Source organism: Actinomadura sp. 9N407, from assembly GCF_044326315.1.
Lineage (GTDB): Bacteria > Actinomycetota > Actinomycetes > Streptosporangiales > Streptosporangiaceae > Spirillospora.
The window spans coordinates 94,007-111,951 of record NZ_JBIRAW010000012.1 but is presented as its reverse complement, the minus strand read 5'-3'; the positions used below and the strand labels follow the sequence as shown (position 1 = coordinate 111,951).

General features: G+C 69.3%; 22 protein-coding genes. 15 read left to right on the top strand and 7 right to left on the bottom strand.

What is annotated here, in order from left to right:
• Positions 1-35: 35 nt before the first annotated feature.
• On the bottom strand, positions 36-551 hold the full coding sequence (locus ACH34Q_RS20745; protein ID WP_395984636.1) for a carboxymuconolactone decarboxylase family protein: 516 nt from the start codon (positions 549-551) through the stop codon (positions 36-38).
• Positions 552-679: 128 nt separating this feature from the next.
• Positions 680-1,981 carry a hypothetical protein gene (locus ACH34Q_RS20740; protein WP_395984635.1) on the bottom strand — a complete coding sequence of 434 codons (1,302 nt, stop codon included), beginning with the start codon at positions 1,979-1,981 and terminating at the stop codon, positions 680-682.
• Between the two features lie 157 nt (positions 1,982-2,138).
• On the opposite strand from ACH34Q_RS20740, the gene ACH34Q_RS20735 reads away from it, so the two are divergent.
• Positions 2,139-2,681 (top strand): hypothetical protein, encoded by a 543-nt coding sequence (locus ACH34Q_RS20735; protein ID WP_395984634.1) that lies wholly within the window; start codon positions 2,139-2,141, stop codon positions 2,679-2,681.
• A 10-nt stretch (positions 2,682-2,691) separates the two neighbouring features.
• On the opposite strand, the gene ACH34Q_RS20730 is transcribed toward ACH34Q_RS20735, so the two are convergent.
• Both ACH34Q_RS20730 and ACH34Q_RS20725 read right to left on the bottom strand, forming a co-directional pair.
• Positions 2,692-3,585, bottom strand: a complete 894-nt coding sequence (locus ACH34Q_RS20730) for a lysostaphin resistance A-like protein (RefSeq protein WP_395984633.1) — start codon at positions 3,583-3,585, stop codon at positions 2,692-2,694.
• A 157-nt stretch (positions 3,586-3,742) separates the two neighbouring features.
• A complete protein-coding gene (locus ACH34Q_RS20725) occupies positions 3,743-4,156 on the bottom strand; it encodes an SDR family oxidoreductase (protein WP_395984632.1) in 414 nt (137 codons plus the stop codon).
• 93 nt (positions 4,157-4,249) lie between these two features.
• Here ACH34Q_RS20725 and ACH34Q_RS20720 point away from each other — a divergent pair, with 93 nt between their 5' ends.
• From ACH34Q_RS20720 to ACH34Q_RS20665, 12 genes are all read left to right on the top strand, one after another.
• Complete coding sequence (locus tag ACH34Q_RS20720) at positions 4,250-4,873, top strand: TetR family transcriptional regulator (RefSeq protein ID WP_395984631.1); 624 nt, start codon at positions 4,250-4,252, stop codon at positions 4,871-4,873.
• On the top strand, positions 4,867-5,286 hold the full coding sequence (locus ACH34Q_RS20715) for a DUF5990 family protein (protein ID WP_395984630.1): 420 nt from the start codon (positions 4,867-4,869) through the stop codon (positions 5,284-5,286). Before ACH34Q_RS20720 ends, ACH34Q_RS20715 begins: the two co-directional genes overlap by 7 nt.
• Positions 5,287-5,412: 126 nt before the next feature.
• Entirely contained in the window at positions 5,413-5,688 is a 276-nt protein-coding gene (locus tag ACH34Q_RS20710; protein ID WP_395984629.1) for a hypothetical protein, read from the top strand.
• Positions 5,689-5,910: 222 nt separating this feature from the next.
• Positions 5,911-6,480 carry a hypothetical protein gene (locus tag ACH34Q_RS20705; RefSeq protein WP_395984628.1) on the top strand — a complete coding sequence of 190 codons (570 nt, stop codon included), beginning with the start codon at positions 5,911-5,913 and terminating at the stop codon, positions 6,478-6,480.
• 30 nt (positions 6,481-6,510) lie between these two features.
• Positions 6,511-7,356 carry an NmrA family NAD(P)-binding protein gene (locus ACH34Q_RS20700; RefSeq protein WP_395984627.1) on the top strand — a complete coding sequence of 282 codons (846 nt, stop codon included), beginning with the start codon at positions 6,511-6,513 and terminating at the stop codon, positions 7,354-7,356.
• 58 nt (positions 7,357-7,414) lie between these two features.
• Positions 7,415-7,783, top strand: coding sequence for a VOC family protein (locus tag ACH34Q_RS20695; protein ID WP_395984626.1), 369 nt, complete (start codon positions 7,415-7,417; stop codon positions 7,781-7,783).
• On the top strand, positions 7,780-8,145 hold the full coding sequence (locus tag ACH34Q_RS20690; RefSeq protein WP_395984625.1) for an ArsR/SmtB family transcription factor: 366 nt from the start codon (positions 7,780-7,782) through the stop codon (positions 8,143-8,145). Before ACH34Q_RS20695 ends, ACH34Q_RS20690 begins: the two co-directional genes overlap by 4 nt.
• Positions 8,114-8,569 carry an SRPBCC domain-containing protein gene (locus ACH34Q_RS20685; RefSeq protein ID WP_395984624.1) on the top strand — a complete coding sequence of 152 codons (456 nt, stop codon included), beginning with the start codon at positions 8,114-8,116 and terminating at the stop codon, positions 8,567-8,569. Before ACH34Q_RS20690 ends, ACH34Q_RS20685 begins: the two co-directional genes overlap by 32 nt.
• Positions 8,570-8,779: 210 nt before the next feature.
• On the top strand, positions 8,780-9,346 hold the full coding sequence (locus tag ACH34Q_RS20680; protein ID WP_395984623.1) for a hypothetical protein: 567 nt from the start codon (positions 8,780-8,782) through the stop codon (positions 9,344-9,346).
• Positions 9,339-10,883, top strand: a complete 1,545-nt coding sequence (locus tag ACH34Q_RS20675; RefSeq protein ID WP_395984622.1) for a serine/threonine-protein kinase — start codon at positions 9,339-9,341, stop codon at positions 10,881-10,883. Before ACH34Q_RS20680 ends, ACH34Q_RS20675 begins: the two co-directional genes overlap by 8 nt.
• An 83-nt stretch (positions 10,884-10,966) precedes the next feature.
• Entirely contained in the window at positions 10,967-12,166 is a 1,200-nt protein-coding gene (locus tag ACH34Q_RS20670) for an FAD-dependent monooxygenase (RefSeq protein ID WP_395984621.1), read from the top strand.
• A gap of 6 nt (positions 12,167-12,172) precedes the next feature.
• Positions 12,173-12,658, top strand: a complete 486-nt coding sequence (locus ACH34Q_RS20665; RefSeq protein ID WP_395984620.1) for a hypothetical protein — start codon at positions 12,173-12,175, stop codon at positions 12,656-12,658.
• Positions 12,659-12,750: 92 nt separating this feature from the next.
• Here the strand turns inward: ACH34Q_RS20665 and ACH34Q_RS20660 are convergent, their stop codons facing one another.
• Positions 12,751-13,506 (bottom strand): SDR family NAD(P)-dependent oxidoreductase, encoded by a 756-nt coding sequence (locus ACH34Q_RS20660; protein WP_395984619.1) that lies wholly within the window; start codon positions 13,504-13,506, stop codon positions 12,751-12,753.
• A 283-nt stretch (positions 13,507-13,789) separates the two neighbouring features.
• Between ACH34Q_RS20660 and ACH34Q_RS20655 the strand changes: the two genes are divergently transcribed.
• The gene (locus ACH34Q_RS20655; protein WP_395984618.1) at positions 13,790-14,914 is read left to right on the top strand and encodes a PP2C family protein-serine/threonine phosphatase; all 1,125 of its coding nucleotides are present in this window, start codon (positions 13,790-13,792) and stop codon (positions 14,912-14,914) included.
• A gap of 31 nt (positions 14,915-14,945) precedes the next feature.
• Here the strand turns inward: ACH34Q_RS20655 and ACH34Q_RS20650 are convergent, their stop codons facing one another.
• On the bottom strand, positions 14,946-15,575 hold the full coding sequence (locus ACH34Q_RS20650; protein ID WP_395984617.1) for a TetR-like C-terminal domain-containing protein: 630 nt from the start codon (positions 15,573-15,575) through the stop codon (positions 14,946-14,948).
• Between the two features lie 177 nt (positions 15,576-15,752).
• Here ACH34Q_RS20650 and ACH34Q_RS20645 point away from each other — a divergent pair, with 177 nt between their 5' ends.
• Positions 15,753-17,039, top strand: coding sequence for an NAD(P)/FAD-dependent oxidoreductase (locus ACH34Q_RS20645; protein WP_395984616.1), 1,287 nt, complete (start codon positions 15,753-15,755; stop codon positions 17,037-17,039).
• Here the strand turns inward: ACH34Q_RS20645 and ACH34Q_RS20640 are convergent.
• Entirely contained in the window at positions 17,020-17,379 is a 360-nt protein-coding gene (locus ACH34Q_RS20640) for a hypothetical protein (RefSeq protein WP_395984615.1), read from the bottom strand. The two genes, ACH34Q_RS20645 and ACH34Q_RS20640, sit on opposite strands and share 20 nt — an antisense overlap.
• Between the last annotated feature and the right edge of the window lie 566 nt (positions 17,380-17,945).

Here is a 17,945-nt window from a genome sequence, read left to right as displayed (position 1 = left end):
ATGGCGGCAGCCGCCCCGGGACACGGTCTCGTGCGCTACTCGGCCGTGGCCGGGCGCCACTGCTGCTCGGGCGACACACCCGGGCGCGGCTTGCCGATCAGGGCCAGGGGGATGAAGAAGCCGACCTGGCCGATGGCCATGATGAGGGTGGCCAGCGCCTTGTCCTCGTAGTGCTCGGCCGCTCGCGCGTACAGTTCGTCCGGAACGCGCTCACCGTGCGAGGCCGGGGTGAGCACCGCCTCCACCAGTTCCAGCGCGACTCGTTCGGCACCGGTGAAGCCGGGCGCGTCCCGCCAGGTCGCGACGGCGGTGATCCGCTCCTCCGCCTCGCCGGCCTTGCGCAGGTTGCCGGTGTGCAGAACGGTCAGGTACGTGCTGCCGACGATCTGCCCGGCGCGCAGCTGCACCAGGCTCACGGTCGTCTGCGGGACCGAGCCGTTCCCGACGGCCTTGAACAGGGCACCCGCGACCGCACCCAGGTCCGGGACGAGCTGCTGGGGGTTGGGGAGCCGCGAGACGAGCGAGTCGGAGGTGGCAGGGGAGGCGTTCATGATGGGCTTCCTTCGCAAAAGGGGAGCGGGGCCTTTCGGTCCCTCCCGGTTGATCCGTTCACCCCCCTGACGAAGCCGACGAGACAGATGTGACCGCCACCGACGACTTTTCTTCGGCCCTGGTTTCCTTAGAGCCGGTGCGCTTGCGCGTCCGGCTGGACCCAGTGCCACTCGGTCGGCGCCCACAGGTTCTTCAGGGCCGTGCGTTCCTTGGTGTAGCCGCGTAGAGCCGCCTCCACGGCCGTTCCCAGCTGATCGAGGTTCCCAGGTACGGGTACGCGCAGCACCAGGTGCTGCCTGGCGTGGACGAGGAGCAGTTCACCGGCGGGCGAACAGGTCATCAGCGTGAAGTTCTTCAGGGGCTTGAACGCCTTGTCCTGCGTGCTCAGCTTGGTCTGTAGCTGCCCATCGGAGTCCCAGGCGTAGAGGCCGTACCGGTTGAGGTGGAAGGCGTGCCCGTGACCGGCCGCCACGTTGAAGCACTCGCCCGTGAACGGGCTGTCACCCCACTTGTCCATCCCCTGCAAGGGTCCCGTCACCTCCGCTTCGTCGTTGACGAGAGCGAAGACGAACGAGCCGCCCCTGCTGCCGCGACGGGCGATGGCCGGCACCACGAACAGGTCGTCCGAGAGCGGCGCGGGCCGGCCGAGCTGGTCCAGGCCGAAGCGGCTGACCAGCGCCCCCGGCTCGAAGGTCTCGGTCAGCGACGGTCTCGGCCGGTTGTCCAGGCCCACTGGCCGCCCCTCGAACCGGACATGGGGTCGCAGGTCGTCCTCGGTCTGACGGGCCGGCTCCGGATCGAGGGAGGCGATCGCCCGGATGGAGGGCTTGTGGTCCGGCGTCAGTGCGCCGTCCGCGAGCCCGACGATGTTGGGCAGAGAGTTGCCGTACCCGCGTACCCCGTACTCGCTGGTCACGCAGAGCAGCCGCCCGGACGGCGTCGTGCTGATCGAGCCCGCGAACGGATCGCCCGGCACGAACTCCTCGAACGAGCGCCGTCCTTCCGTCTCGTAGGTGGCGACCACCTCACTCAGATCAGGTGCGATGAACGTGGTGCGGTCCGGGTGAGCGTTCGCCGTGAGCAGGCCGTCCGGCAGCACGCACAGCGTCATGTCATTCCCGTTGGCCACAGCCGACGCCCACTCGTTCGGGGCCCAGGGACAGCAGAGCGCGGTGGCCTGCGGGACGCCGTCCGGCGAGTACCGCGTGATGACCCGGTAGGTGAAGTGCGCAATGGCAGGGTCGGGCTCTTTCCTGTCGACGGTCGGCGTGTACCGAGACACGCTGTACAGCGCGTACGTCTCCCCGTTGGGGGCCGCTACGACGTCGTACGCATGGACGCCCCAACCCGCCGAGTAGGGCGCGGTCAGATCGAGCTGGTGGGCGTCCACCAAGGAATCAGGCAGGACGAGGGGCAATGTGTACGGCATGCCCGACATTGTTCCGAGATCGAGGACGGCCCCGGGGGCGCTTTCAGAATGTGGTTCTGGCGAGGCCGCCCGTCCATCGAGACGCATGGCCGGTACGGCACGGGCCGCACTAATCTCGCTCTGGACTCTGAACGCTTGATCTGAGGGGGCGTCGGCGATGGCGCGTACGTGGCTGTCGATCCGTGTGGAGCTGGTGTCCGGCCATGGAGCGGACTTCTGGCCCCGGCCAGGACGGGTCTTCGCCGCCGCCCGTACCCACTCGTTCGCCCAGCTCGCCGAGGCGATCGACATGAGCTTCGCCCGCTGGGACCTGGCACACCTGCACATGTTCACCCTTTCCGGCGGAACGCACGTCAGCTTCCTGGAGTGGTGGGACGGGGACGCCCCGGAAGGAACCGTGGACAGCGACACGACCAAGCTGAGCCGCCTGAAGACCGGCGAGCGGTTCGCCTACGTCTTCGACTTCGGGGACGACTGGACGCACCTGTGCACCGTCAGTGAACAGCGCGTCGACCCGCTCGATGAGCTCGGCGGCATGCCCAGCCGGCCCGTTCCGTACGAGGGATGGGGCGTATTGCCCGACCAGTACGGCCGGAACTGGGACGGTGACGACGGCGAGAGTTCCGCGCCCGAGCGCCCCCGCCCGCCCTTCGCGGACCTTCCGTCGCTGCTGCCGGGATGGGGAACCGGCGCCCGCTGATCGTGGGCGTTCAAGCGGACACGGCCTCGGTGCGGCGGCGCCGGATCTGGCCGGTGCGGGCGGCGTGCCGCAGCAGGAGGACGGTCGGCACCAGGCACACCAGCAGCGCCAGCAGGCTGGCCTCCGGCCCGAACGTGCCACCGGTCAGCAGGGACGGGCCGGACAGTGTGGTGTTGAGCAGGCCGTTGGGCGGCATGTCCGAGCCAGAGATCACCACACCGAAGATCCCCGCGTGGGTGAAGTTCCAGGCGAAGTGCAGGCCGATCGGCAGCCACAGCGAGCGGGTCACGACGTAGGCGGCGGCCAGCATGACCCCACCCGTCAGGGCGATCGAGAGCGTGCCCATCAGCGTGGCGTTGGTGTTGACCAGGTGGATCGCGCCGAACAGCAGCGAGGACACGGCCAGCGCGGCCACGGTCCCGGCACGTTCCTCCAGGATGCGGAACACGACCCCGCGGAACAGCGTCTCCTCGGTGACCGCGACGCCCGCCATCATGCCGGCGGTCGCGACGAGCCCGCCGACGGAGCCCCAGGACAGGTCCTTCCAGCCACCGAACATCCCGATCAGCAGCATCAACGCGATGAACGCGCCCGCCCCGAGCAGCGCCCCGCGTACCAGCAGGGACCACCTGCCCGCCGGCTCGAGCTCGGGGACGGCCGTCCGCAGCTCGACCGTCCGGGTCAGCCAGCGATAGCAGGCCAGACCGGCGACGGCGAGACCGATGCCCACCGGCAGCGCGAGGATCGGGACGGACGCGACGAGCTGGTTGACACCGCCGGTCGCCACCATCACGAAGATCAGCGTGACCAGGAGAACGGGGACGCGGAACGTGCGCAACCGGCGCCGGCCGATGGACGGTCCGGCCTCCTGAAGCGTGCCGTCCAAATGGTCCGTGCTTGCCATCATTCCGATCCTCTCGGCTGGGTATCCGCGGCGACTGCCAAGCGGCACACCAGACGTTACGGAGCGCAGCAGGCCCCGCCATCCCGCTGGAGCGGACACCCGGCGGTAGCTCTCCCGGGGGACAAGCGGCATCGGATCGACCGGCCGGGCCACGGGGTCAGATGAAGTCGGCGGCGTGATCGGCGGCCCATTCGGCGAACGTACGTCCCGGCCGTCCGGTGATCTGTTCCACCTCGGTCTCGCGCTCCTTCTCCAGATGGTGCTCGCCGATGATGTTGCCGGGCGCGCTGTCCGCCGCCGCGAGCGAGGACAGCAGCACGATGCGCCGGACCCCGTTCCCGGCGGCCCGCGCGAGCAGCTCGTCGAGGCCCGTCCAGAACACGGCCGGGTTGACGAAGATCGACGTGATGCCGTCCAGCGGCAGGTCGGCCGTGCTCGCGACCTCGGCCTCGCTCGGCAGGTCGGCCGTGGCGGGCGTACGGGTGAGCGCCCGGACCTTGTGGCCCGCTCGGACCAGCTCGGCCACAACGGGCCGGCCGACGGTTCCGGTGGCGCCGGTCACCAGGATCATGCCTTCTCCTCTGTTCGACTGTGCGCCATCGTCAACCAAACGGATGAACTTGTCAGACAACTGGATGGATGAGCTCCTGGCTACGATGAGGCCGTGGACAGGACGACGAGACCGCCCCGGCGCTCGCCCAAGGCCGAGGAGCGCAGGCTGGACGCCGAGCGCTCCCGCCGGCTGCTCCTCGACGCCGCGCTGGAGGAGTTCGCGGCCAAGGGCTACGCGGGCGCCCGCGTCCAGGACATCGCCGACCGCGCCGGCGTCAACAAGCAGCTGATCAGCTACTACTTCGGCGGCAAGGAAGGCCTCTACCGCGAGATCGGCCGCCAGTGGCTCGCACGCGAGGCCGAGCTCAACGCCCCCGAGACCCCGCTCGGCGAACTCTGGCTCCGCTACTTCCGCGACGCGCAGGCCGACCCCCGCGGCGGCCGGCTGAACGTCTGGCGCGGCCTGACCGAGGACCTCGCCGAGATCCCGGACGAGCAGCGCGAGGACCTCTCCGACCTGCGCCGCCGCCAGGCCGCCGGAGAGTTGGCGGACGACCTGGAGCCCGAGGCCGTGATGCTGCTGACGATGGCCATGGTCACGATGCCCGCCGTCATGCCGCACATGATCCGGACCGTCTACGGCCTCGCACCGGACTCCCCCGAATTCCAGCACCGCTACGCCACCCGACTACGCCGCATAGCCCACCACCTCGCCGGAGGGAGGACCACGTGCTGATCCGGATCGAGGCCACTGACCTGCCTGGACGTACGCAGGAGAACGTCCACATCGGTGTTCAGTCGCGAGGCCGTCCAGATGAGCTGCTCGGCCTTCACCCGGGCGATGCCCCATCTGCGGTGTGGACACTGGAATGCGACACGAAGGACGGCGACATCACCGGACGCCATGTCCAGGGTGGCCCAAGAGAGCGGTTCATCTATCTGTCGTGGGGCAGGGTCGGTGAGGACAACACCTTCACGATGTTCCGGCGGGCGAAGCTGATGTTCGACGGCATCGAGCCCGGCATCCTCGAGAACGCCGCCCGTTCCGGCGTCCTGGTCGCCAGGCTCGGGCTGACCGACACATCGGGACAGCCGCTGTGTGCCGCCGTACGTCCACCCCTGATCACCTGGTCCGCCGCCTCCGCGTAGGGCTGCCGGCATCAAAGGCACGAGCGGGCGCCGGCGCCTTGGTCACGGTCAATGTGCCTGGTTGACCGGCAGGCGATGTAGCTGGGCGTTCTTCTGTGCGCTCAGCGCGATGAGACCCAAAGGCACATGGACGACGGCTTGGCTTTATCGCACGACGACTTGGCTTTATCGGACGATGACTTGGGCCTCGAAAACGCGCCCCGGTCGGACGAGGTTCAGCTATTGCGCCCAAACAAAATCCTGCCGATTGCTCGCAATACGGTGCCGGGATTGCTGCAGAGCGAGGATTACGCCCGTACCACCATCCAGAGCAGCACGAGCGCTTTCAAGCAGCTCTCGCCACTCGAGATGCTCTACGAGAGGATGTCTCGCTCCCTAACGAGCACGACGTGGCATGCCTGAAAAGAGGGGGAGTCGTTCCCCGCGCACCCTCTGCCTTGTCTCGGTGTCTTCGCGGGGGTGTCCCACCGTCTGGGCCGTCTTGAGGTGGCGGTTTGGGCGTGGACGGTTGTCGGGCCAGTCGGTTGACGGATTCCCGTTGGGGCAGGGCTTCGTAGCTTCGTTCCTATGAACGACATAGCGAACGCACTGCCTGATATCGCACGGACTGGCGTCGGGACGGTCATGTCCAGCGAGTGGACCGTACGGACCCCGGAACGGCAGCGGACGACCGTAGAGACCCTGGTCGACGTGTGGACGGAGGCGTCCTGGCCGGAGGGGCTGTACTCCTACAGCTTCTACCTGGGTACGGACGGCTCCACGCTGCTGCACTACTCCCAGTGGCAGGACGACCAGGCCTTCCGGGACTTCACCGAGAGCGGGCGCAAGCCGCGGGTCGATCGGGTCGACGCCGCCGTGCCGGGGATCGAGCGCCATGACCTGGCGTTCTACCGCCTGCACCGGAGTTTCGCCGCCGATGGCGAACGGTCGGAGCCGGGGATCGTCGTCACCGAGTTCATCGAAGCCGAGGGGCTCGAGGACGCCTACCGCAAGGCCGACGGCCTGGCGGACGCCCGGGAACGGGCGAGGCCGTCCGGGCTTGTCGCCGCCGGTCTCCATGTGAGCTCGGACGGCCGCCGGATCCTGGACTACTCGGAATGGACCGCCCAGGAGGCCTTCGACGCCTCCGAGGGCGACGCCGGAACGCGCCGGATCAAGCGGTTCCGGCCGTACCGATCCCTCGGCGGCCGCTGACCAAGGCGAGATGTTGCGAAGGAGCCTGTGATGATTCTTGTGACCGGTGCGACCGGCAATGTCGGCCGTCATGTGGTGGACGGTCTCGTGGCGCAGGGCCGGGACGTGCGCGCCCTGACCCGCTCACCCGAAACGGCCGGCCTGCCGGACGGCGTCGATGTCGTACGCGGAGACCACGCCGACGTCGCCCTTCTGGAGAAGTGCCTGGACGGTGTGGAGAGCGTGTTCCTGGTCTGGCCGTTCCCTACGACGGAGGACGCATCTGCGGTCGTGGAGACGATCGCCCGGTATGCGCGGCGCGTCGTGCTGCTCTCCTCGATCGCCGTACGGGACGACGTCGAGGAGCAGACCGATCCCATCGGGGCGCTCCACGCCGAGCTGGAACGGCCGATCGAACGGTCCGGCCTGGAGTGGTGCTTCCTGCGCCCGGGAGGCTTCGCGGTCAACGCTCTGGCCTGGGCGCCGGAGATCCGTGCCGATGGTGTCGTACGGGACATTTTCGGGGCCGCGTCCATGCCGCTGATCCATGAGCGGGACATCGCCACCGTGGCGGTACGCGCGCTCACCGAGGACGGGCATGCGGGCAGCAAGTACGTGCTCACCGGGGCGGAGGTCCTGTCGTATGCGGAGTACGCGCGGACGATCGGTGAGGTGATCGGGCGCCCGGTGCGCTGGGAGGAGATCTCCCGGGAGGCCGCCTGGCGGAAGAAGGCCGCGCAGGGTCTGCCGCCGGAGTTCATCGACGTCATGCTCGACGGCTACGCCTCTCTGGTGGACGATCCGGCCCCGGCCACCACGACGTTCGAGGAGGTCGCGGGGGTTCCGCCGGCCACGTTCCGCGAATGGGCGGCCGACCACGCCGACGACTTCCGCTGACGTGTAGGCGATTCCCTACGCTTGACATGTAGGGAGTCGCCTACGTATCTTCGGCCCTATGAACATCACGCACGTACAGACGCTGACCGTCCCGGTCACCGACCAGGACGCCGCCAAGGCGTTCTACGCCGAAGCGCTCGGGTTCGAGGTCATGACCGACCAGTCCATGGGGCCGATGCGCTGGCTCCAGCTGGCGCCCAAGGGCGCCGAGACGAGCGTGGTCCTCGCGAACCACCTGCCCGGCATGTCGCCCGGAAGCGTGCAGGGACTGCTGCTGCAGAGCTCCGACCTGGACGCGGACTGCGAGCGGCTGCGCCGTACCGGAGTGGCCGTGGAGGGGCCGGAGGACCTGCCGTGGGGCCGGCAGGCCACGTTCACCGATCCGGACGGCAACGGAATCGTGCTGTCCGGTCCGACCGGGCCATGACCGCCAAGGCCGGGACGACCGACGTCTTCGGGGCGCTGGCCAGCCCGGTGCGGCGCGAGCTGACGGCGCTGCTGCTGGACGGGCCGCGCTCGGTGAACGACCTGGCCTCCCATTTCGAGATGAGCCGCCCGAGCGTCTCCGAGCATCTGAAGGTGCTGCGGGACGCCGGGCTGGTCACCGAGCAGCGCAGCGGCCGGCACCGCATCTACCGGCTGGAGGCGGAGCCTCTGATGGAACTGTCGCAATGGCTCGACCCGTACGAGCGGTTCTGGCGGCACAAGCTGTCCGACCTGCGGAAACTGCTGGACGAGGAGACCGATGATGACACCCGTGACCAGGACGGAGAGCAACGTGAACGGTGACCGCGCGTCGATCGAGGTCGACGAGTTCCTGCCGCATCCGCCCGCCAAGGTCTGGCGGGCGCTCACCGAGCCGGACCTGCTGGCCCGCTGGCTGATGCCCAACGACTTCAAGCCCGTCGTGGGACATCGGTTCACCTTCACCACCAAGCCGATCCCGAACGTCGAGTTCGACGGGATCATCGCCTGCGAGGTCCTCGAACTCGACAGGGAGCGACTGCTGCGGATCAGCTGGGCCGGTGGCGGCCTGGACACCACCGTCACCTGGCGGCTGGTCTCCGAAGGCCACGGCACCCGCCTGTTCGTCGAGCACGCGGGCTTCGACCTCGACGACCCGGCTCAGACCTTCGCGTTCCACGGGATGAGCAGCGGATGGCGGTCCAACGTCATGCGTTCCCTGCGCGAGGTTCTCGACGAAACCGTGTGAGCAGCACGATTCCCGGCTTCCACAGTCGGCCATCGCTCCGTTGAACCTGCCCCGATGGCGATCGCCATCGGGGCAGTTCAGAGCACTGATCACCGGCGCCGGAGCGGGGGAACGGGACACCGCCGGCACCGCCTGTCCTGGGGCCAATGCATCTTTTCCGTGAGATCCCGCATCTAACCAGTAAACGACCAACTCTCACGGGGAAGTGTTATGCGACGCTCTTTGCTGGTCGGTGGGGCCCTGAGTGCGCTTGTGATCACCGGCTGCGCCGCCGATCCGGAGCCCGGGCGGTCGGCGCCCGCCGAGCGGTTCGCCGGATTCGCCGGGGTGGTGAAGGAGACCGACAACTACCTCGCCATCGCGGTCATGGGGGACCGGGCGCGCGCCTTCGTCTGCGACGACAACGACGAGGCGTGGTTCGAGGGCTCGGTCGGCAAGGACGGCGTCGCGACGCTGACGGGGCCCGACGGCAAGAAGCCCGTCGGCTTCTTCAACACGCTGCAGGGCATGGGCTCGTTCTGGATCGAGGGCCGGCTCCGGACGTTCCAGGCGGCCCCGGTCGACAAGACCGCCGGGCTCTACCGGGCCCAGTCCCCGAACGGGCAGCTGGTCGCCGGCTGGGTGGTGCTGCCGAACGGCGACCAGGTCGGCGCCGTCACCCTCAACGGGGTGAACCAGCCGGCCCCGCCCATCAAGCCGGGCCAGAAGACGGTGACCGTCGCGGGCCAGGAACTGCCGCTCAAGTCCGGACCCGAGCAGCTGGCAAGCAGTGGCTGAGCGCATCGGGCCGTACCGGCTGGAACGGCTCCTGGGCAGCGGCGGCATGGGCGTGGTCCACCTGGCCCACGCCCCCGACGGCAAGCGCGTCGCGCTGAAGGTCATGCACACGCAGTGGAGCACGCAGCCGGAGTTCCTGGAACGGTTCCGCGACGAGGCCGAGGCGGCGCGGCGGGTGGCGCGCTTCTGTACGGCGGCGGTGCTGGACGCCTCGTTCGGCGAGCCGGCCTACCTCGTCACCGAGTACATCGAGGGCGAGACGCTGGCCGCCGTCCTGGCCATGGACGGGGCCCTGGACGGCGGCCGCCTGGAATCGGTGGCCGTCGGCACCGCCGTGGCCCTCGGCGCCATCCACAACGCGGGCATCGTCCACCGCGACCTCAAGCCGGGCAACATCATCCTGTCGCCGTACGGCCCGAAGGTCATCGACTTCGGCATCGCGCAGATCGAGAACACCGAGGGCAGGACGGGCCCGTTCGTCTTCGGGACGCCGCCGGTCATCGCGCCGGAACGGTTCCAGGGGCAGCGGGCGACGGCGGCCTCGGACGTCTTCTCCTGGGGCTGCGTCGTGGCGTACGCGGGGACGGGGCGCTGGCCGTTCGGCTCCAGCAGCACCGAGGCGGTCCGCTTCCTGACCATGAACAGCCCGCGCGACCTCGACGGCCTGGACGAGCGGCTGACCCCGCTCGTACGGGCGGCGCTGGCCGTGGACCCGGCAGCGCGCCCGTCGGTCGCCCAGCTCCTGAAGGAGATGACCGGCTCGGGCCTCCAGCTCACCCAGGAGATCGCCCTTCCGGACCGGACCGTCCCGCCACCGGCGCCCATCACGACCGTGCCGCCAGCGCCGCCCGTACCCGGGCGATGGCGGAGCGGCCGCGTACGTGCCCTTCTCGCAGTGGGCGTTGTGGCTGCAGCAATTGCCGCCGTTTCGGCCGTCCTTTTCGTGCCGTCATCCCAGAAACTGCTGCGCCACGACGATTTCAGCGGCCGCTACTGGTGGCCCGAAGGCCGGTACACCACCCCGATCACCGCGTCGGCGGAACTGGTCGACGGCCGTTACCGCCTGAAGGTCTCCAATCCGTCCCGCCTGCCGAACCAGGCCGGAATCCCCGCCTCGGCGAATGTCGACACCTCCCGCCGCGACGGCGTGGTCGTGGCCGCGAGGGCGAGCGGAACGGGCGCGTACGGCGTGTGGTGCCGAGGCACTCCGGCCAAGCGTCCACTCGCCAAGTACGAGTTCTACGCCGCAGGCACAGGCGAAGCGGCCATCGTGAAAAGGGCCGCGAACGGGCAGAGTACCGAACTGCGGCCGTTCCGTCCCGCCTTCTTGCCCGCGCCCGTCAACCACATCGAGGCGCGTTGCCAGGGCCGGCGGAACGGGGTGCGCCTGGTCCTCACCGTCAACGGCAAGAAGGTCGCCACCGTGACCGACAGGACCGCGCCGTTGGGGCCGGGCGCCGTCGGAGTCGTCGCCTACGCCCGCGACGTTCCGGAGGCGGCGGCCGACTTCGACTCCTTCACGGTGGAGACCGGGTAGCCGTCACCTGCCGATCGGATTTTGCTGCAAATTTCGCAAAGATCTGTGATTGGCTGCAAGTCGGACCATTCGCAAGGAGTCCCATGAAGAACCCGAGCGTTCTCATCTCCGGCGCAGGTATCGCGGGCATTTCGGCGGCGTACTGGCTGCGGCGCCATGGTTTCGCACCCACGGTGGTCGAGCAGGCGCCCGCGATCCGGGAGGGCGGCTACAAGGTGGACATCCGGGGGGCCGCGCTGGATGTGGTCGAGCGCATGGGCCTCATGGAGGACGTCCGGCGGATGCGTACCCACGTGCAAAGCGGGTCGGTCGTCAACGCCGCCGGAAAGCGGGTGGCGAGCATGGACGGCGACACCTTCGGCGGGCGCGTGCACGGGGACGCCGAACTGCTCCGCGGCGACCTGCACCGGCTCCTGTACGAGCGGACCAAGGAGGAGGTCGAGTATCGCTTCGACGACTCCATCGCCTCACTCGAGGAGACCGCCGACGGAGTGACGGTCACCTTCACCGGTGGCGAGACGCGCACGTTCGATCTGGTGGTGGGCGCCGATGGGATGCGCTCGGCCACCCGCGCGCTGGTCTTCGGCCCGGACGAGCGGTTCGTCCGCGACCTCGGCTACCACGTCTCGATCTTCACCGTGCCCAACCATCTGAACCTCGACCGGGAGGAACTCACCTACGTCGGCCCCGGCAGGACCGCGCTGACCTACAGCACGGCGCGCGAGGCCGGCGCCAAGGCGATGTTCCTGTTCGCCTCGGAATCGCTGGAGTACGACCGCCGCGACCGGGCCCAGCAGGAACGGCTCCTGGCGGACACCTATGCCGGCGAAGGGTGGGAGGTCCCCCGCCTGCTCAAGGGTGTGAGCGACTCGCCGGACTTCTACTTCGACTCCATCAGCCAGGTTCACCTGGACCGCTGGTCGGAGGGCCGGGTGGCACTGCTCGGCGACGCCGCCTGCTGCGCCTCTCCCGCGTCCGGCCAGGGAACGAGCCTCGCCCTGGTCGGCGCCTACGTCCTCGCGGGCGAGCTGGCCGCCGCCGACGGCGACCACCGGGCCGGGTACGGTGCGTACGAACGGCTGATGCGCCCGTTCGCCGAGCAGAACCAGAAGCTCGGGCCGGCCAACGTGAAACGCATGGTGATGCGCTCGAAGGGCCAGGTCCGGTTCTCGATGATCCTCCTGACGATCATGGGGCGGATGCCGGGCAAGGACCGCATGATGGCCAAGGTCATCGCGCCGATCCACAAGGCGGCCACCGCCATCACCCTGAAGGACTACTGAGACCGGGTGACCATGCGCCTGAGTGCCGTCATCAGGACGCCGGACGGACTCCTGCTGGCCCTGCGGCGACCCATGCCGGACGGCGGCCGGCGCCATCTGCTGCCCGGCCGCGGGATCGGAGAGTCCGACGAGCCGTTCGACGACACTTTGCGGCACATCCTTCATCGGCAACTGAACGCCGAGGTGACGATCGGGGCGCTCATCCACATAGCCCGAACCGGTGCCGAGGACGAGCACGTTTTCGTCGCGCACACCGGCGAGCACGACACCCTTCCGGATTTCGGTGCCCCGGCGCCCGGTGGCTGTTTCTGGGACGGCATCGAGGTCACCCCGGATGCCATCCACGACGCCGCTTTCTCGCCGAAAGAGATCGGATCCCTCTTCGCCGGCAATTTGCGGCACGGCCGGCCACCGTGGGCGTTGCCCGACATCCGATCGCGGCCACCGTCCAGACGCCGCCATGGCAGAGGCCGCCCTGGCAGGGGCCGTTGACGACGCCGGCCGTCCGGCCGTCCGCCCCGGTCGCCTATCCGGGCGGGATTCGGATTTCGGTCCTCTGCCTTGGGCCGGTCGAACCCTTCCGGTCAGCGGAGCTTGATCGCTCCGCCGTCGGCCATGACCGTCTGCCCGGTCATGTACTGGGCATCGTCGCTCGCGAGAAAGGCGACGATAGGGGCGACGTCCCGATCGGGGTCGCCGAAGCGGCCCAGGGGTACCTTGGCGGCGGACTGCGCGTACTGCTCAGGGCGCGCCTCGGCCCACTGGGCCACGCCCGCCGTCAGGGCCATCGGGCAGACCACGTTGACGCGGATGTTGAGCGGTGCCCACTCGTTCGCCACGACCCGGCTCAGGCCGCGGATGGCCTCCTTCGCCGCCGCGTAGGACGCCTGGTTGGGCTGGCCGTCGAGCCCGGCGCCGGAGCCGAAGTTGATGACCGCCGCGTTGCCCGTCTTCCGCAGTTCCGGCAGAGCGGCGAGCATGAAGTTGCGGGTGGCGTACAGGCCGGTGTCCATGGCGAGGTTCCAGTCGTCGTCCGTCTGCTCCTCGAACGGCTTCTGGCGCGACACGCTGGCGTTGTTCACCAGGACATCGAGCGTCCCGAAGTGCTCGACGGCCGTCGCGACGGCGAGGTCGGCGACGGCCCGGTCCGAGACGTCGCCGCGCAGGAAGAGCACGGCGTCGCCCAGGTCACGGGCGAGCGCCTCCCCGGCCTCCTGCTGCAGGTCGACGACGACGACCCGGGCGCCGCGTGCGGCGAACAGTTTCGTGATGGCGCCACCGATGCCGCTGGCGCCTCCGGTGACGATGGCCGACTTTCCTTGCAGGCTGACTGAACTCATGTGTCGCCTTCCTTCGTGAGTGCCTGCGACGCAGGCCGTCTTGGGCGAGCCGTTCCTCGGGTGAGATCACGGTGGGTGTTCCCATGATCACGAGAACGATGGCTCGCGGTGGCCGGCATCTCGCTCAGCAGGAAGAACGGCCAGGGTGACGGCCCGGCACGGCTTGGGAAACCGCGGATTCTCAGTCGGTGGGGAGATCGTCGGCGGCCCGCCGACGGGCCGACGATGGTCACGGTTCGTGTTCTAATGATCACGGAAGTAATGGCTCTCGGTGGGGCGAGGGATGCGCATCTCGAACGATCCGGACGGTCCGAACGCCGGCACGAGGCGCCGCGGACGTGCCACCCCGCTCACCTGGCTGGTCGTGGCGGTGTGGCTCGTGGGGATCACGACGGTCCTCGCGGTGGTCGGCATCGCGCTCAGCAGGGAGACCGGCCTGGCCCCGTTCCTGGTCTTCCTGCCCACCTTGATCGCCGGACGCGGTACCGTCCGGCAGACCGTGGTCGCCTCCGTATGGGCGACCCTGGTCATCGCCGGATCGCTGGTCCGCAGCCCCCTGGACACCCCGGCGGCCAACGTGAGCGTCATCGCCTTCGCCGTCGCGCTCAACGGCCTGAGCGTGGTCCAGGCGATCCGGCGCGTCCGCCAGGAAGGGGAGATCAGCCGGCTCCGTTCCGCGGCGGCGGCCCTGCAGCGCCAGATCCTGCGCCCGTTCCCCCTCGTCACCGACGAACTCCTCGTCCACGGCCTGTACGAGCCGGTCGAGGAGGACAGCCTGGTGGGCGGCGACATCTACGAGGTCCTGCCGACGCCGTACGGCAGCCGGATCTTCATCGCCGATGTCCAGGGCAAGGGCCTGCCCGCCATCAGCGCGGCCTTCGCCGTCCTCAGTTCGTTCCGCGAGGCGGCCCTGGCGGAACCCACGCTCCCCGCCGTCGTGGACGCCCTGGAGAACTCCGTACTGCGGCACAATTCCTTCGCTTTCCAGACGGGCGAGGAACCACGATTCGTCACGGCGCTCATCTTGGGCGTCGGTCCGGAGACGCGCGTTCAGGCCATCAACTGCGGCCACATCCCGCCCTACCTGCTGGAGGAGGAACGTACCGGCCAGGTGCCCCTTGGGGAGGGGGCCCTTCCGCTCGGGTTGGCTTCCCTCAGCCCGGAACCGCGGGCCGTCAAAGGGTTCGACTTCCCTCCCGGCTCCACACTCCTGCTGTGCACCGACGGCGTCACCGAGGCCCGGGACCCGTCCGGCGCCTTCTACCCGCTGGACGAGCGCGTGGCTTCCTGGAGACACCTGCCGCCCGATGAGATCGCACCGACCGTCCACCATGAATTGCAGGAGTACGCACGAGGCGGTCTGGCGGACGACAAGGCACTCCTGGTCGTCCGCAGAAGATCCGCCTAGCGGCGTCCCGCCAGAGCGGGAACGGCCTCGGTCAGGTACGGGTCGCCGCGAGGACGAACGCGACGATCCTGTCGATCTCGTCCTCGGTGGGCGGGTGGCCCAGCATCAAGGGGGCCAGGAACAGGGGAGACGCCAGCATGGCCACGACGGTCTGCGAAGTGTGGGTGTCGTTGGCCTCGCCGCGGGCCACGGCGCGCGAGGCCATCTGCCGCCAGGCGTCGAGGACGGGCCTGTACTGCTCGATGACCAGGGCGTTGAACTCCGGGAAGCGGCGGCCGGCCATGATGCCGGACATCGCTATCTCGACCGGTTCCGCGGCGAACGAGGCCACCGTGTGCGCGAACGCGCGCACATCGGTTTCCCAGGAGCCGGTATCGGGCGGCTCGACACGGCGAACGTGGCGGGAGAGCGCCTCCACGAGGAGGTCGTGGTGGGTCGGCCACCACCGGTAGATGGTGTGCCGGCTGACTTCGGCTCGTTCGGCGACCTCGACCGTGGTGAAGTCGATCTTTCCGGCCTCCAGGAACGCCAGCACGGCATCGCCGACGGCGCGGCGGACCCGTTCGCTGCGGCCGCCCGTCCTGGTACGGACGCGGCCCGCGGGCTGGGTGGCCTGGGCCTCGTCGGAAGCGCGCCGGCCGTCCGGACTCAGAGTGCTCACCTCTCACTCCCGCGCCAGCGCGGGCCCCGGGCCTGGACCGAAGATTTTTCCAGGCCATTGAAACAGATCCTTAACATCACATAGTGTCCACTTTAGACGTCCGGGCCGATGATCCCGCGACGGCCGGACGGCGGCCGCCCTCGGACGGGTCCCCTTTCGCCGAACGAGGAGAAGCACGTGCGCGACCTGTACGACGTCATCGTGGTGGGGGCCGGCCCGATCGGGTCCGCCACGGCCCGGCATCTCGCGGATCGCGGGCACTCGACCCTGGTGACAGGCCCTGACGAGCCCGCCGGGTTCGAGGACCACAGGGGCCTCTGGGCGGGCCACTACGACGAGGGCCGGCTCGCCCACGTACTGGAAGTCCCGCTCATGACGTCCCTGCTCGCGATGCGCTCGATCCGCCGGTTCGCGGACCTGCGCGAGCGCACCGGCGTCACGTTCACCGTCCCGGCCCACTCGCTGTCGGTCATGCCCCGGACGATGGCCGGCGGATCCGGCGCGGACTGGTTCGACCGGGACATCCTGGCCCGGAACGCCCGCGACCTCGGCGTCGAGGTGTCCGAGCTGGACGAGGACGACCTGCGCGAGCAGTACCCGGCGCTCACCTTCGAGCCGAAGCACGTCGCCCTGGTCCAGCGTGACGCCTTCATCCTCAACCCCCGCCGGCTGGTGGAAGCCGAACTGGCCGCGGCCACCGCGGCGGGGGCGACGCTGGCGCGCGAGGAGGTCGTACGCACCGAGAAGGTGGACGGCGGGGTCCGCGTGACCGCCCGCTCCGGGGCGTCCTGGCTGGCCGAACGGGTCGTCCTGGCCACCGGAGCCGCCAGCAACGCCACCGGCCTGCTGCCCCGCCCGCTACTGATGCCGACCTACGGAGCGACGATCGTCCTGGTCGAGGTGGACGGGCCGGACGCGATCGACATGCCCGCCACGATGTACCTCAAGTACCGCGACGCGAGCGCGGTCTTCGGCGGCATCGTGATGCCCCCGCTGCGCTATCCCGACGGCAAGTGGTACGTGAAGGTCGCCGGCAGCAGTCTGCTGCACAACCCGCTGGACACCGCCGAGGAGATCGGCGCATGGGTCCGTACCGGCGGCCGCCGGGAGGACATCGGCGAAGCCCTCGCCGTCCTGAGCGACCTGATGCCCGGCCAGAAGTTCGGTCCCGCGCGGACGCGGCCCTGCATGGTCTCGGCCACCCCGACCGAACGCCCCTACATCGACATGGTCGACGAGCGCACCGTCATCGCCGTCGAGGGCGAGCGCGGCGCCATGGCCGCCGACGAGATCGGGCGGCTGACCGCCGGACTGGCCGTCCATGGACGGTGGAAGGACAGCATCCCCCACGAGGTGTTCCAGGCCCGATGGGCGGAACCCGGCTGGACCACCGCCGGCCGGAACGCCAGCACCATCGACCCGCCCGCGCCGCGTACCGCCGACGCTACCGACGGCGCCTGCTGACGGCCAGGATCAGGGAAAAGGCCCAGACGACGAGGAAAGCGATACTGATGATGCTGAGAATCGTGATCAGCAGCCAATCCCACGAGCCGCTGCGGATATAGACGCTGTGGCGGTGGCCGCTGTCGACGGCGGCGACCCTGTCCCCTGGATCTTCGGGCCCGGCTCCGATCAGGCGGACGTCCCTGCGCGTCCGGCCGCCGTCGTCGGAGACGAAGTCACCCGACCAGGTGCACTCACGTCCGCCGCAGTGGTGTTCCAGTGCCGTGAAGGTGCCCGCCGTACCGGATCCGAATCGCGCCCTGTAGGCGTAACCCACGTCCATGGACGCGGCGATGAGCACGAGGCCTGCGACAAAGGGCGTACCGATTCGCCAGAGCCAGACGGTGACGCGATCGCCCTTGTCGGTATAGCGGTCCGGTACATATGACCCCAAGTCCGCTCTCCAGTACCTCAGCGGCTGTTCGACGGCATTTTACGCATGCGCCGCGCTTGTGGGTGTCCTTTGATGTTGGCGACGGTGCGGCTCTTGGCAAAGGTCGCGGTATACAGGGCCGAGCCGTCCCAGGCATAGGCCACGGGGATCAGATGCGCACCATGGCCGTCGCTGCCGGGACGTCGCTGCGCCCATGCCTTCTGTACCCCCTAGGGGGTACATCACAGACGGCTGCACCCTGGGACAACCCACCCTTGGGTGCACCGTCACGATCACCGGCAGCTTCGACCTTGCCCGTGCGTAGTCAGTCAGCGCCGGGTATTCGGCCAAAGAAGCTTCGTGGCTTCGGGCCGACGTCACCAGCGCTTGCAGCGCGCTACGGTGGGGCGAACGTCCCAGTTTCCCACAGGTCCATGCCATCACCTGGCTGGTACAGCGGCCCGCGAATTCGGTCCGCAGCGCTGATGCGGTCG

Bases quoted from the DNA above. Each gene is read 5' to 3' on its own strand.
- ACH34Q_RS20745 (WP_395984636.1), bottom strand. From the start codon at position 551: ATGAACGCCTCCCCTGCCACCTCCGACTCGCTCGTCTCGCGGCTCCCC.
- ACH34Q_RS20740 (WP_395984635.1), bottom strand. From the start codon at position 1,981: ATGCCGTACACATTGCCCCTCGTCCTGCCTGATTCCTTGGTGGACGCC.
- ACH34Q_RS20735 (WP_395984634.1), top strand. From the start codon at position 2,139: ATGGCGCGTACGTGGCTGTCGATCCGTGTGGAGCTGGTGTCCGGCCAT.
- ACH34Q_RS20730 (WP_395984633.1), bottom strand. From the start codon at position 3,585: ATGGCAAGCACGGACCATTTGGACGGCACGCTTCAGGAGGCCGGACCG.
- ACH34Q_RS20725 (WP_395984632.1), bottom strand. From the start codon at position 4,156: ATGATCCTGGTGACCGGCGCCACCGGAACCGTCGGCCGGCCCGTTGTG.
- ACH34Q_RS20710 (WP_395984629.1), top strand. From the start codon at position 5,413: ATGGACGACGGCTTGGCTTTATCGCACGACGACTTGGCTTTATCGGAC.
- ACH34Q_RS20705 (WP_395984628.1), top strand. From the start codon at position 5,911: ATGTCCAGCGAGTGGACCGTACGGACCCCGGAACGGCAGCGGACGACC.
- ACH34Q_RS20700 (WP_395984627.1), top strand. From the start codon at position 6,511: ATGATTCTTGTGACCGGTGCGACCGGCAATGTCGGCCGTCATGTGGTG.
- ACH34Q_RS20695 (WP_395984626.1), top strand. From the start codon at position 7,415: ATGAACATCACGCACGTACAGACGCTGACCGTCCCGGTCACCGACCAG.
- ACH34Q_RS20690 (WP_395984625.1), top strand. From the start codon at position 7,780: ATGACCGCCAAGGCCGGGACGACCGACGTCTTCGGGGCGCTGGCCAGC.
- ACH34Q_RS20680 (WP_395984623.1), top strand. From the start codon at position 8,780: ATGCGACGCTCTTTGCTGGTCGGTGGGGCCCTGAGTGCGCTTGTGATC.
- ACH34Q_RS20670 (WP_395984621.1), top strand. From the start codon at position 10,967: ATGAAGAACCCGAGCGTTCTCATCTCCGGCGCAGGTATCGCGGGCATT.
- ACH34Q_RS20660 (WP_395984619.1), bottom strand. From the start codon at position 13,506: ATGAGTTCAGTCAGCCTGCAAGGAAAGTCGGCCATCGTCACCGGAGGC.
- ACH34Q_RS20655 (WP_395984618.1), top strand. From the start codon at position 13,790: ATGCGCATCTCGAACGATCCGGACGGTCCGAACGCCGGCACGAGGCGC.